General features: G+C 48.1%; 11 protein-coding genes. 6 read left to right on the plus strand and 5 right to left on the minus strand.

All coding sequences use genetic code 11. The features are described 5' to 3' along the window. Position 1: 1 nt before the first annotated feature. Both R7E00_RS10370 and R7E00_RS10375 read right to left on the minus strand, forming a co-directional pair. Positions 2–1,474, minus strand: coding sequence for a chromosome partitioning protein ParA (locus tag R7E00_RS10370; protein ID WP_262606415.1), 1,473 nt, complete (start codon positions 1,472–1,474; stop codon positions 2–4). A 13-nt stretch (positions 1,475–1,487) separates the two neighbouring features. Beyond that, on the minus strand, positions 1,488–2,840 hold the full coding sequence (locus tag R7E00_RS10375; protein ID WP_053349772.1) for a serine/threonine-protein kinase: 1,353 nt from the start codon (positions 2,838–2,840) through the stop codon (positions 1,488–1,490). 219 nt (positions 2,841–3,059) lie between these two features. Between R7E00_RS10375 and R7E00_RS10380 the strand changes: the two genes are divergently transcribed. The 4 genes from R7E00_RS10380 (at position 3,060) to R7E00_RS10395 (ending at position 6,058) form a co-directional block, all read left to right on the plus strand. Continuing rightward, positions 3,060–4,067, plus strand: a complete 1,008-nt coding sequence (locus tag R7E00_RS10380) for a substrate-binding domain-containing protein (protein WP_017636149.1) — start codon at positions 3,060–3,062, stop codon at positions 4,065–4,067. 55 nt (positions 4,068–4,122) lie between these two features. Continuing rightward, positions 4,123–5,058: a LysR family transcriptional regulator gene (locus R7E00_RS10385; RefSeq protein ID WP_005379132.1), complete on the plus strand. Its 936-nt coding sequence runs from the start codon at positions 4,123–4,125 to the stop codon at positions 5,056–5,058. A 269-nt stretch (positions 5,059–5,327) separates the two neighbouring features. Then, on the plus strand, positions 5,328–5,732 hold the full coding sequence (locus R7E00_RS10390) for an SMR family transporter (protein WP_005379135.1): 405 nt from the start codon (positions 5,328–5,330) through the stop codon (positions 5,730–5,732). Continuing rightward, positions 5,729–6,058: an SMR family transporter gene (locus R7E00_RS10395; RefSeq protein WP_005478614.1), complete on the plus strand. Its 330-nt coding sequence runs from the start codon at positions 5,729–5,731 to the stop codon at positions 6,056–6,058. The genes R7E00_RS10390 and R7E00_RS10395 overlap by 4 nt, the downstream gene beginning before the upstream one ends. 1,401 nt (positions 6,059–7,459) lie before the next feature. Here R7E00_RS10395 and edd read toward each other — a convergent pair. Both edd and R7E00_RS10405 read right to left on the minus strand, forming a co-directional pair. Next, on the minus strand, positions 7,460–9,256 hold the full coding sequence (gene edd / locus R7E00_RS10400) for a phosphogluconate dehydratase (protein WP_065274992.1): 1,797 nt from the start codon (positions 9,254–9,256) through the stop codon (positions 7,460–7,462). Then, positions 9,256–9,780 carry a gluconokinase gene (locus tag R7E00_RS10405; RefSeq protein WP_005478642.1) on the minus strand — a complete coding sequence of 175 codons (525 nt, stop codon included), beginning with the start codon at positions 9,778–9,780 and terminating at the stop codon, positions 9,256–9,258. The genes edd and R7E00_RS10405 overlap by 1 nt, the downstream gene beginning before the upstream one ends. Before the next feature lie 153 nt (positions 9,781–9,933). On the opposite strand from R7E00_RS10405, the gene R7E00_RS10410 reads away from it, so the two are divergent. Continuing rightward, positions 9,934–11,310, plus strand: a complete 1,377-nt coding sequence (locus R7E00_RS10410) for a GntP family permease (RefSeq protein ID WP_005478622.1) — start codon at positions 9,934–9,936, stop codon at positions 11,308–11,310. A 9-nt stretch (positions 11,311–11,319) separates the two neighbouring features. Beyond that, a complete protein-coding gene (locus R7E00_RS10415; protein ID WP_025624148.1) occupies positions 11,320–11,931 on the plus strand; it encodes a bifunctional 4-hydroxy-2-oxoglutarate aldolase/2-dehydro-3-deoxy-phosphogluconate aldolase in 612 nt (203 codons plus the stop codon). Positions 11,932–12,036: 105 nt separating this feature from the next. Here the strand turns inward: R7E00_RS10415 and xapA are convergent, their stop codons facing one another. Continuing rightward, complete coding sequence (gene xapA / locus R7E00_RS10420) at positions 12,037–12,861, minus strand: xanthosine phosphorylase (RefSeq protein ID WP_262606314.1); 825 nt, start codon at positions 12,859–12,861, stop codon at positions 12,037–12,039. Positions 12,862–12,945: the final 84 nt, after the last annotated feature.

The following is a 12,945-nucleotide window of genomic DNA, read 5'->3' on the forward strand; positions in this document are numbered from 1 at the left end:
GTTATACATCCTCGCTCACTTTGACAAATTCAGAAATGGTGTGGGTTTCAATGCGATCAGAGCCGTCTTGGTTGCGCAGAACATTTTGTTGATAGCGATATAAAATGCCTTGCTCCCAAGTTGCACCAGCTGGCAAGTATTCCCAGGTGGTGTAATTGATTTCGGATGGGGTTGTTGACCAACGTACCATGACGTTCATTTGCGCGAGTTCGGCTTTGGGGGCGCTATTGTTGACCCACCACATGTCGGCAAATTCGCGGGTAACATCTTGGGTGTACAGGCTTGTATCGGTTGGGCAGGTGTCCGTATTTTTCGGCAGTCGCATGACTTGTTGATGGCGCATCAATAGGCACGATTGTGTCATGGACTGTTGGTGGTATTCGGTTTGCTGCCACACGCCGAGGTAGTCAATATCGTGTTCGCTAGTATTGGGATACGTAAACCAGAGCATTTCTGTGCGGTTATTGTGTTGGATGTTTTTTTTACGCCCGAGACCTTGTACTTTTTCCATCAATAACTCGGTGCTCGGATCAAAATTGAGGGCAACGGAGCGGTACTTCCAGTCGCCTTCATCATCGAAGTCTTCGAGAGAAAAGCCATTCAAGTCGTTGCGGGTGCACCCTGTGATTGAACAACCAACGATATTAAACCAATCCGCAAACTTGCTTATCGGTTCGACGACATCTTCCGTGATAGGGCGCTTCATCGAGAGGAAGCAGCCTTGAAAATGGTCGCCAATGCTTGGGTGTTCAATCAATGAGTCTTTGGTGATGGTGAATCGAGTTTCACCAATAGGAGGACGATATTTGGGATGATGCTGATAGCGTAGATCGTAAGCACAAGCGCGGCCTTGCCAATCCTTCTTTTTGATGACGATGTTTTTGAACGTTATGTCGCGAGGTTCAAAAATGATCTCATCAGAGGAAAAATTTTTTTCAATGTACTGCTGGCTTTCGTTTAGGTGCTCAATCGCCTCATTGACAGATACCCAATCGAGATTGAGGTAGCGTTTAGCGTCATCCAGGTAATTGAGATCAAGGCCTTTGAGCTGGCTTTGAAAGTGAGGATCAGACAGCACACGGTTTGCTAGGACAATTTCCTCACGATTCTCAGGCGTGCTGTCGAGAGAAAGCAGCAGACGCGTCATATTGATGCTGCGGCTAGGTTTGGTTGTCGCCATCGTCGGCGTCAGCACTTCTTGGCTTGATAAGGTCGTCAGCAGATAACCTTTATCATCGTTACCAAGGAAGAAGCTAATTACATCACCGGGTTGGTAATGAAATGCTCCTTGCTGAGTGACGCCAGTGATATTGGAACTGGTTTTGTAATACAGGCCAGTCACTGGGGCGTCGATAAAGTAGCCTTGCTTCAAGGTTGAAGCTGGTGGGTGTGAAGTGGCAACTGAAACGTCTGCTGCCAACGTGGACGTAGCCGTCAATGCAGACAGCCAAAATACCACTGAACGTGTATACATCTTGTTTTAAGCCTTATTGGTTGGTGCTGTCCTTAGACGCACAATTTGGCTGACAACTCATTGGTGTAGTTAGGTGCTTCTCTGGCACCGGTGTCATCATCGCCAACAACATTTTTTGTTTTATATGTTTGGGGATATCTGGGTTAGAGAGTATCCGCCTTCGTGTTAACTCCATCATGGAGTTCACTGAGAGATGTTCGACATTTTGCCCCTTCGCGTGGAAGATGAGGCGAGTCATTTCGTACATCATATCTTCTGCAATCTTCTTCTCTTGTTGCAGCTGGATATTCTTTTGCATCATGGCGCTGCCAAATAACACACCAGAGAGCACAATGATGCCTGACAATACCGAAGCAAGGGGACGTCGTTGTACCAAGCGAAAGGCGCTATACAATGGCCAGTTTTTTTTCTGCTCGATTGGACGGCGTTCGATAATTCGTTCGATATCAATGCGCAATGCTCGAACATTGATATATCGCATTTGAGTGGCAGGACGCGTTGCGCGTCTTATCACCCAGTAAACATCAGACCAAATTGTTGGTGATGGAAACATCAAAGCGAGAATTTTGCCTAAGGAGTACACGTCGCTTTGCTCTGTTAGAACCTGTCCTGCTTGCTGCTCTGGGCTGGCAAAATTTTGGCTAAACGCAATCAGCGCTGAGGGTGAATCTTCTCGGTTGGAGTGCGCTTTTTGAGTCAAGTTGAAGTCAAGCAGCTTGGGACGCTTGCTACGATCAATCAGTATATTTTCTGGTTTTAGATCGGCATGCAAAACCTGGTGCTGGTGGGCGTGCTCCATCGCCTGGCAGATCTGCTTAAACAACAGCAGCTTCTCCGTTTTTTCTAGCTTATTTTCAGATAGATACTCATCCAAAGTTTGACCAAACACCCGCTCCATCACGATGTAAACCGAATCTTGATGGAGACCGCCGTCAAACACTTTCGCGATGTAAGGATGGTTTAGACGCGCGAGAAGTTGAGCTTCATCGAAGAGTGCGCGTTGCCCTAACACATTGCTCAAATTGCTTTGAATAAACTTGATAGCCAGATCTTGCTCGAACGTTTCATCTGCACGTAGAGCGGCGTATACGACACCCATGCCACCACGCCCCAACTCATGAGTTAGGCGGTACTTACTGATGATTTCTCCGCTTAGATCGACGTCTTGGTTCGTAGCCTGATGAGCACCAAAATAAAGTAACTGCGTTAGTTGTTCTTCCGGTGTCTCGTTGGCTAAAAGAGGAACGAGTTGTCGATACAGCTCAGGTTGACTTCGTTGCAATGCTTGGAGGTATTGCTGCTTTTGGGAGTCGTCCAGATCAAGCAGGTGGTAGTAAATCTGGGTTTCGCTAGAGCCTAACTGCACTGTGACTAATGTCTTATTCTTTTAGGTACGGCATTTTATAAGAACTTTGATATAAATGTCATTTATTTATTCGGTTTTGATTCACAATCCATGAAACGCAATTTGATGGCTAGTGGAGTAATAACGTCATGATTTTGCGAATTATTTTCACTGAGCTTGTCGGCAGAGAGTCTATTCGTCATAATGTTACTTGTAACATTACTGATAAATCACATATTTATGGCTCAACAGAATAAGAAAACTCGTACGACATTGCAGGATGTCGCAGACCAGGTTGGCGTCACGAAGATGACCGTTTCACGCTATATGCGTAACCCTGAATCGGTGGCAGAAAAGACTCGGGCCAAGATTGCGACTGCGATTGAAGAGATGGGTTACATCGAAAACCGTGCACCGGCGATGTTGTCAAAGTCCTCCAGTAAAGCCATTGGTATTTTACTGCCGTCTTTGTCCAACCAAATTTTTGCTTCCTTTGTTCAGGGCATAGAGATGGTGACCAAAGCCAATGGCTATGAGACGCTTTTAGCGCATTTTAGCTACGATGAGCTTGAAGAAGAGCGCAAGATCGCGTCATTACTCTCTTATCAAGTCGATGGGCTTATTCTAACTGAAAGCCATCACACGCCGCGTACATTACAGATGATCAAAAATGCGGGCATTCCGGTGGTCGAAACCATGGAACTGCCATCGGAGCCGATTGATATGGCGGTTGGACTCGATCATGAAGATGCGTCGTACACCGTGGTTAAGCAGATGCTAGATACGGGGAAGCGTACAATCGTCTATTTTGGCGCGCGTCTGGATACTCGAACCAAATTGCGGATGCAAGGTTACGATCGCGCGATGACAGAAGCAGGGCTAGAACCCAAACATGTATTAACTGGTGATCATTCGAGTTTTTCTTTAGCGCATGATTTGCTCGAACGTGCACTGGAAACGCACCCAACGCTCGATGGGGTGTTCTGTACCAACGATGACATCGCAATTGGCACCATGCTGAGTGCGCAGCAACGTGGCATTCAAGTTCCACAGCAATTGGCAGTGGCGGGCTATAACGCGCTGGATATCGGTCAAACCATCAGCCCGAAACTGACCAGCGTTGATACGCCGCGTTTCCAAATTGGTGTAAAGAGCGCAGAGCTATTAATTGCACGCCTGAAAGGCGAAACGCAAGAAGAAAAAGTCTTCGATATGGGTTATCAGATCACGTCGGGAGAGAGTGTTTAACTAATTGTTAACTGCTCTTTGTATTCGCTCATCAATGGTATTGGTAGGTTAGGGTATGGCACATCAGCTGGATGCATTGGATCTCAACTTAATGCGTTTATTAAAAGCAGTGGTGGAAAACCGCAGCATCAAGCTGGCCGCAATGCAGCTTGGCATTTCTCAACCGAGCGCCAGCCGCGGCGTGATGAAGTTGAAGCAAGTGTTTGATGACCCGCTTTTTGTGCGTAAAGCACATGGGGTAGAGCCATCACCCATGGCGATTCGTCTCGCCGCCGAGTTCGACAATATGGTTGCGCCACTGGAAAAAGTGGTGCAAGAATTTGAAGTGTTCGACCCACTGCAATACCAAGGGCAGATTGCGATTGTAACTGACCCTTATTTGATGGATGAACAAGGGCAGCGACTGCTCACTGGTTGTCATCGAGCCTTTCCCAAAGCGCACTTTGCCTTTTCCAGCTGGAATACTTACTCGCACGATGAAATGTTAGAAGGCGAGCACGATTACTGCATTCTTGACCAAGAGACCGAGCTGTCGAAAGACATTTACATGCGCCCGTTATTCGTTGAAAAACGAGTGATTTTGGCGCGCAAAAACCACCCAACGTTGTCGAAAGTCAGCAATGATTGGGACACGGTGTCCAAACTACCACTTGTCTCTTTGCCTGCGCCTGCGTCATATAAACCGCTTTGTACCGTGGAGTCCGAGTATCGACGCATGGGTTATGAGCCAGTAGTGTTACTGAAGTCCTATAATTTGCGTTTGGCTTGCCAAATGTTGCAAGAAACCGACGCGATTATGTATGCCAGTCAAAGCTCGGCATTGTTGATGCCAGAACTCGCCTCTTACGCAATGCCACCCGTTAATCGTGAGTTCAGTCAGTTTGTGGTCTCTGGCGGTTTCCTTCAAACCAACCGCAACCATCCTTTGCACAGACACCTACATAAAGTGGTGCGACAAACCCTCAATACGCCGCTGATTTTTACGCAGTGACGTCACCTGATGGCATCAGCTGAATGAGAGAGCAGATGCTTTAACCTTATCAATGTTGTGTGATTACATAGACAACTTATTTCTTAAGATATTCAAAAATGAATATCTCAATTACCTGTCTCTTTTTCCTACCCAGCGCTAACCTTATCTCAAATAGTCAGGAGAAGTGGCTCATTTTTATCTTTTTAACTTTTTGAATGTCGATACAGGTACGTGGCATTCACCATTCTCCGTTATGCATTTTTTTAATTTCTGATGGAGGATTAATCATGCTAGTTGCACGTCTATTTTTATTGCTCGCCATCGTTGCCGAAGTGGCTGGCACCAGCACTATGTCTCTTATCGGACAAGGGCACGGGTGGTGGGGCTACATCGTAATGTATGTGCTGATCGCAATCTCTTACTACTTTCTCGCGTTTGCCGCGAAGAAAATATCTATCGGTGTGGCATACGCTGTCTGGGAAGGGTTAGGTATCTCGTTGATCACCGTGGTGTCGATCATCGCCTTTGATGCCAACTTAAACCATCAAGAGTTGTTTGGTTTGATGTTAGCCGTTGTTGGCATTGTGTGTGTGACCTTAGGGGAATCACATGGTCAACCTAACGCCAAGAAAAATGCCGATAAACCGGCAAAAGAACGTTCATTTTCTACTAGTACAAGGTGCGAATCATGAGTCAATTTTTTACGATGTCATTTGGATTTGTCGTGATGGCTGCCTTGGTCGATATCATGGCCAATATGGCGCTGACACGCTCAAAAGGTTTTAAATATAAAGGCTGGGGCATTGCGGCGATTGTGTTGGTACTGACAGCATTCACGCTGTTGGCACAAGCGGTGAAAGAGATCGACTTAGCCATTGCTTATGCCTCTTGGGGTGCGATCGGTATCTTGGGTACCGCAGTGGGTGGAGCCTTGCTGTTTAAGCAGAAACTCAAGCCAATCGGCTGGTTTGGTATCTTTGTGGTGATTGCTGCCGTCGTGGTGATGAAGACCGCTTGATGTAATTTACTGAATGCTAGATATCGTCATTCTGAGCAGCAAGAGACGAGCGTGATTCAGAATCTACCAACAAAAAGTGCTGTGGAAGAGGGGTTTTCTCTGGCTTCACAGCACCTTGATATTAGATTCCTGATCTCGCCTAGGCTCGTCGGAATGACGGACTCATTCATTTTTAAAAAGAACAGAGGCCAATCCTAAAGTTCGTCATTTTGAACAGCAAGAGACGAGCGTGATTCAGAATCTACCAACAAAAAGTGCTGTAGCAGAGGGGGTTTTCTCTGGCTTCACAGCACCTTGATATTAGATTCCTGATCTCGCCTAGGCTCGTCGGAATGACGGATTCATTCGTTTTTAGAAAGAGCGGTGGCCAATCTCAAAGCTCGTCATTCTGAATAGCGAGGGACGAGTGTGATTCAGAATCTACCAACAAAAAGTGCTGTGGCAGAGGAGTTTTCTCTAGCTTCACAACACGTTGATAGTAGATTCCTGATCTCGCCTAGGCTCGTCGGAATGACGGATTCATTTTTTTAGAAAGAGCAGTGACCAATCCTAAAGCTCGTGATTCAGAATCTACCAACAAAAAGTGCTGTGGTAGAGGGGGTTTCTCTGGCTTCACAGCACGTTGATAGTAGATTCCTGATCTCGCCTAGGCTCGTCGGAATGACGGATTCATTCGTTTTTTGGAAAGAACTGAGGCTAATCCCAAAGCTCGTCATTCTGAACTGCGAGGGACGAGCGTGATTCAGAATCTACTAACAAAAAAGTGCTGTGGCAGAGGAGTTTTCTCTGACGTCATAGCATGTCGATATTAGATTCCTGATCTCGCCTAGGCTCGTCGGAATGACGGATTCATTCGTTTTTAGAAATAGCGGTGGCCAATCTCAAAGCTCGTCATTCTGAATAGTGAGGGACGAGTGTGATTCAGAATCTACCAACAAAAAGTGCTGTAACAGAGGGGGATTTTCTCTTGCTTCACAGCACGTTGATAGTAGATTCCTAATCTTGCTTAGGCTCGTCGGAATGACGGATTCATTCGTTTTTTAGAAAGAACTGAGGCCAATCCCAAAGCTTGCCATTTTGAAAAGCGAGGGATGAGCGTGATTCAGAATCTACCAACAAACAGTGCTGTGGCAGAAGTGTTTTTTCTGGCTTCACAGCACGTTGATAGTGGATTCCTGATCTCGCCTAGGCTCGTCGGAATGACGGATTCATTCGTTTTTTAGAAAGAACTGAGGCTAATCCCAAAGCTCGTCATTCTGAACAGCGAGGGACGAGCGTGATTCAGAATCTACCAACAAAAAGTGCAGTGGCAGAGGAGTTTTCTCTAGCTTCACAACACGTTGATAGTAGATTCCTGATCTCGCCTAGGCTCGTCGGAATGACGAGGTCTTTCTTCTCGCCTTAAACAATAAAGCTTGCGCCTTCTTCTGCACTCGATACGTTTTGGCGGATCACGCTAAACAAGCCTCGTCCCCAAGTTTGTTGGGTCGATTCGGTATCGAAATGAATCAACTCGCGACCAGTGGTGTCGCTTAAGTTGTTCAGTTCGCCCGTTTGGCAATCAAGGCGAATCAAATCACCGTTGCGCACTAAACCAATCGCGCCACCACGAATGGCTTCTGGAGAAACGTGAATCGCAGACGGAATTTTACCGGATGCACCAGATAAACGACCGTCCGTCACTAGCGCGACTTTAAAGCCCGCTTTTTGCACGTTCCCTAAAATTGGCATCAGCTTGTGCAGTTCAGGCATGCCATTTGCCGCTGGGCCGTTGTGTGTGACCACAACGATGCAGTCTTTGTTCAGCTCGCCACGTTTGTATGCGGCTTCCACTTCGTGTTGGCATTGGAATACGATCGCTGGTGCCACAATCACGCGTTGCTCTTCTTTCACCGCAGACACTTTCACCACGGCTTTGCCTAAGTTGCCAGTCAATACGCGAGTGCCGCCAGTATTTTGGAAAGTGGCATCCGGTTTGGCGATCACGTCACCGTCTTGGCTGCCTTGGCACGGTGTCCAAGTCAGTTGTCCATCGACAAGACTCGGTAGCGTTATCTGGTCTTCAAATTCACCAAACACGGGTTTCACATCGCGATGCAAAAGCTCGGATTCGTTCAAGCGGTGCAATAACGCTGGCACGCCCCCCGCGTCTTGGAACGCGTTCATATCGGCTGGGCCGTTCGGGTAAACGCGCGCTAATAAAGGAACCACATCCGACAGATCGCTGATGTCTTGCCACGTGAGCAAGATGCCAGCAGCACGCGCCACGGCGATCATATGAATGGTGTGATTGGTACTGCCGCCAGATGCGAGTAGAGCGATGATGCCGTTGACCAAGCTCTTTTCTGTGACCACTTCTGCCAACGGACGGAAGTGTGCAGAACCCGCCGTCATTGAGGCGATTTTCAGAGCCGCGTGATCGGTTAACGCTTTACGCAGTTGGGTATGGGGATGAATGAATGCTGAACCTGGCAGCATCAAGCCCATGGCTTCGAACACCAACTGGTTGGTATTGGCGGTGCCGTAAAACGTACACGTACCCGCAGAGTGGTAAGCGCGACACTCCATATCCAGCAGAGCGTCTTTGCCGACTTCTCCCGCTGCGTATTTTTGGCGCACGTCGACTTTCTCTTCGTTGCTGATGCCTGTTGCCATCAGACCCGCTGGCACAAACGCCGTTGGTAGGTGAGCGTAAGACAGCGCGCCCATCAGTTGCCCCGGTGCGATTTTGTCACAGATGCCAAGCAGTAATGTGGCATCAAAGACATTGTGACTCAAAGACAACGCCGTTGATTGAGCAATTAAGTCACGCGAAAACAGCGACATATCCATGCCTGCTTGACCTTGAGTCACCCCATCGCACATCGCTGGCACACAACCTGCGACTTGCGCTGTATGGCCGTAGTCCGCCAGCACTTGTTTGATTTGCGTTGGGTAGTCTTGGTACGGCTGGTGGGCGCTCAACATGTCGTTGTAGGCGCTGATCAGCGCGACATTGGCATGAGTAAAATCGAGAATATTTTTCTTTTCAGAAGAGCAAGAAGCGGCGACTGCATGGGCTAAGTTACCACAAGATAAACCAACACGGCCTTTGCCAGCTTCGGTTTGCACTTCGGTGCGAGCAAGAAACGCAGCGCGCGCTTCACGGCTGCGCTCGGTCAAACGTTGTGTGACCTCAAGAACAACAGAGTGAGTCATTACGCCACCTCGATCGCTTGCATTTTGATTAGCTCAGCGGCAGAGCGTTCCACCACGTCGCTGATGTCTCCGTCGATACTGATGATCAGAGTTTGAGGCTCGTTGTCTGGGCGCTCTAGCGTCTCGAATTGGCTCTTCACCATGTTTTCTTTCATGAAGTGGCCTTTGCGCATACGCATGCGATTAAGGATCAACTCCATATCGCCATCAAGGAACAGGAAGGTCACGTTGTCGTTGCCTTCGCGGATCTGATCGCGGTAAATCTTTTTCAGTGCTGAACAGACAATAATGCCGTGTTCGTTTTTGCTTTCTAGGCTGTACGCCGCATCACGAATGCGTTCTAGCCATGGCTTGCGATCATCATCGTTCAGAGGCTGGCCCGAAGCCATTTTCTGAATGTTCGCTCGTGGATGAAGATCATCACCATCAATGAATTTACGCCCTAGCTTTTTCGCTAGATGCTCACCAATTGTGCTTTTACCACTAGCACAAACGCCCATAACGATGACACTACTACCAGCCATAACTTATCCTCATAACCAAATTTGCGCGTGATCTCAATTTTTGAATTCACTTTAAAATATGGGTTTATCTTATTCATGTTATCGGTAACATGTTACCGGTAACTGAAATAAATGTGAACCATAACACAAACAATAATTCTTAAAGGTGAACCTATGGAGCAATTAACTCAAGCCCCAGATCCTACGTTCCTACTGACGATTGCAGGCCTTGCCATTGCAGCGTTACTCGTTCTGATCATTAAACTGAAAGTCCATGCTTTTGCTTCCCTTACTATGGTGAGTTTAGGCACAGCAATCGCCACTGGCGTTCCTTCTGAGAAAGTCGTATCGACCATGATGGGCGGCTTCGGCGGCACACTGGCTTCCGTGGCATTGCTGGTTGGTCTTGGTGCGATGATCGGTAAAATTCTTGAAGTGACTGGCGGTGCGAAAGTGCTGGCAGACACTTTGATTGGTCGCTTTGGTAAAGAGCGCGCACCATTTGCTTTGGGCGTCGCTTCATTACTGTTTGGCTTCCCAATCTTCTTCGATGCTGGCCTTGTAGTGATGATGCCAATCATCCTAAGTGTGGCGGCTCGTTTTGGTGGCTCACCAATTAAATACGCGTTGCCAGCAGCCGGTGCTTTTGCGGTTATGCACGCGTTTGTTCCACCACACCCAGGTCCGGTTGCAGCGGCAGAATTCCTTGGCGCAAACATCGGTCTGCTATTGGTGGTGGGTATTTTGGTTGCTATTCCAACTTGGTACCTTGGCGCTTACCTATTTGGTTTGTACGCGGGCAAAAAATTCGATATCCCACTATCTAAAGCCTTCTTTAATGGCGAAGCGATGGTGGATGAGCGCAACGCACCAAAATTTGGCACGGTTATGACCATCCTTGTGCTGCCAGTCCTGCTAATCTGTTTGGATACGGTATTGAACACACTGGCGGTTGCAGGTTTGATTGATGGCAAAACGGCACTGGTTGAGTTCCTACGCATGCTAGGTAAAACCCCAGTTGCGTTGCTGATCACTTTGATTGTCTGTCTGGCTGTGTTTGCCAAAGACTACGGCATGGCAAAACTAGAAAAATTGTGTGGTGAGTCATTGGCTCCTATCTGTGGTGTTATCCTAGTAACGGGTGCAGGTGGCATGTTTGGCGGCGTACTGCGCTCAAGCGGCATCGGTGATGCACTGGCTGACGTTCTTACAGATACAGGTATGCCTGTGATTGTGGCGGCGTTTGTTATTTCAACCTGTCTGCGTGTTGCTCAAGGCTCGGCAACGGTAGCGCTAACCACTACGGCAGCTCTTATCGCGCCAGTTGTGGCTGCATCAACAGGTTTGAGTGAACTAGACCTTTGCTTTATCGTAATCGCGATTGCGGGTGGTGCAACGGTACTGTCTCACTTCAATGACTCTGGTTTCTGGTTGGTATCTCGTCTGCTTGAGATGGATGAGAAAACCACATTAAAAACTTGGACGGTAATGGAAACGTTACTTGGCGGTATCGCGTTTATTATCGTCGCAACATTAAGCTTTATTCTTTAGAGGTTCCCCATGACAACACTTGAACAACGATTAAGAGATATCAAAATCGTCCCAGTTATCGCAATCAACGACGTAGCACACGCTCTGCCACTGGCAAAAGTGTTGGTAGAAAACGGTTTACCATGTGCGGAAGTGACATTCCGCACCGAAGCGGCGGCGGAATCGATTCGCATCATGCGTGAAGCGTACCCAGAACTGTTGATTGGCGCGGGCACCGTTCTGACCACAGAACAAGTGGATATCGCGATCGAAGCGGGCGTGGACTTTATCGTTAGCCCAGGCTTCAACCCAACCACAGTGAAATACTGTCAGCAACGTGGTGTGACTATCGTACCGGGTGTAAACAACCCAAGCTTGGTTGAGCAAGCGATGGAAATGGGTCTGCGTACGTTGAAGTTCTTCCCTGCTGAGCCATCAGGCGGCGTAAACATGCTGAAAGCACTCACGGCGGTTTACCCAGTGGAATTCATGCCAACAGGTGGCGTGAGCCCATCCAACGTGGAAGATTACCTAGCGCTGAAATCGGTTGTAGCTTGTGGCGGTACTTGGATGGTGCCAACCGCAATGATGGACAACGGCGATTGGGAAGGCATTGCTGAATTGGTTCGCGCAGTTAAGTAAAACGCACAAACGGCTCCGAAATACCCCCGAACGTTAGAAAAAGTGATACGAAAAAGGGTCATCAAGTTACTTGATGACCCTTTTGCTTTTTGGGATGAAACGGCTTTAGAAGTGATGCTTCATAAAGCGCTTAATAAAGCGAATGAAATCGGCTTCGGCTAGCTTCGCGCACTTCAATGTTTGGGCGTGAGACAATTCTACATCTCCCAAGCCTTCTGCCATGTTGGTGATCGCACATACTGCCAATACGGGTAAGCCGCAATGCGCCGCAGAAATCACTTCTGGCACGACCGACATGCCCACCACATCACCACCGATGATTTGCATCATGCGGATTTCGGCTGCGGTCTCAAAGTTGGGGCCTGTGTAAGAGACAAACACACCTTCATTGAGGTGAATGCCATTGGCTTTGCCGACTTCAAACGCTTCTGCGCGCAGGTCTGTGTCGTACGCATTGGCGAGGCTGAAGAATCTCGGGCCGTACTCTTCATCATTCGGACCGATCATTGGCGATTCAGGCATGGTGTTGATGTGGTCATGAAATACCACCAGAGAACCGACATCAATACGCTCAGGGCGAAGGGAGCCTGCCGCGTTGGTGACGAGCAGAAACTCACAGCCCAGCTTTTTAAAGGTGCGCACGGGCGTGGTCATGACCTTCATTGAGCCGTGTTCGTAGTAGTGACCGCGACCTTTCATGCACACTACGTCTACGCCGCCCATGGTACCAAGCACCAACTCACCAGAGTGGCCTTGCACGGTGCTAACCGGAAAGCCTTCGAGCTCTTCGTATGGAATGACCACTTTGTCTTGTAGCTCGTCTGCCAATACGCCTAAGCCAGAGCCTAAAATAAACGCCGCTTTAGGTTGGAAGTTTGGTTTGCGTTCGCGAATGGTTTGTAGCGCGCCGATTACTGGATCGTGATTCATGTTAGTCACCTTCTGGTTGTGTGTTGATTCCATTGTGTGACTTTCTGCGCTGGTTATCTTTGCTTTATTCGCTACTATCATCCT

Source organism: Vibrio sp. Vb1755 (assembly GCF_033338635.1).
Lineage (GTDB): Bacteria > Pseudomonadota > Gammaproteobacteria > Enterobacterales > Vibrionaceae > Vibrio > Vibrio alginolyticus.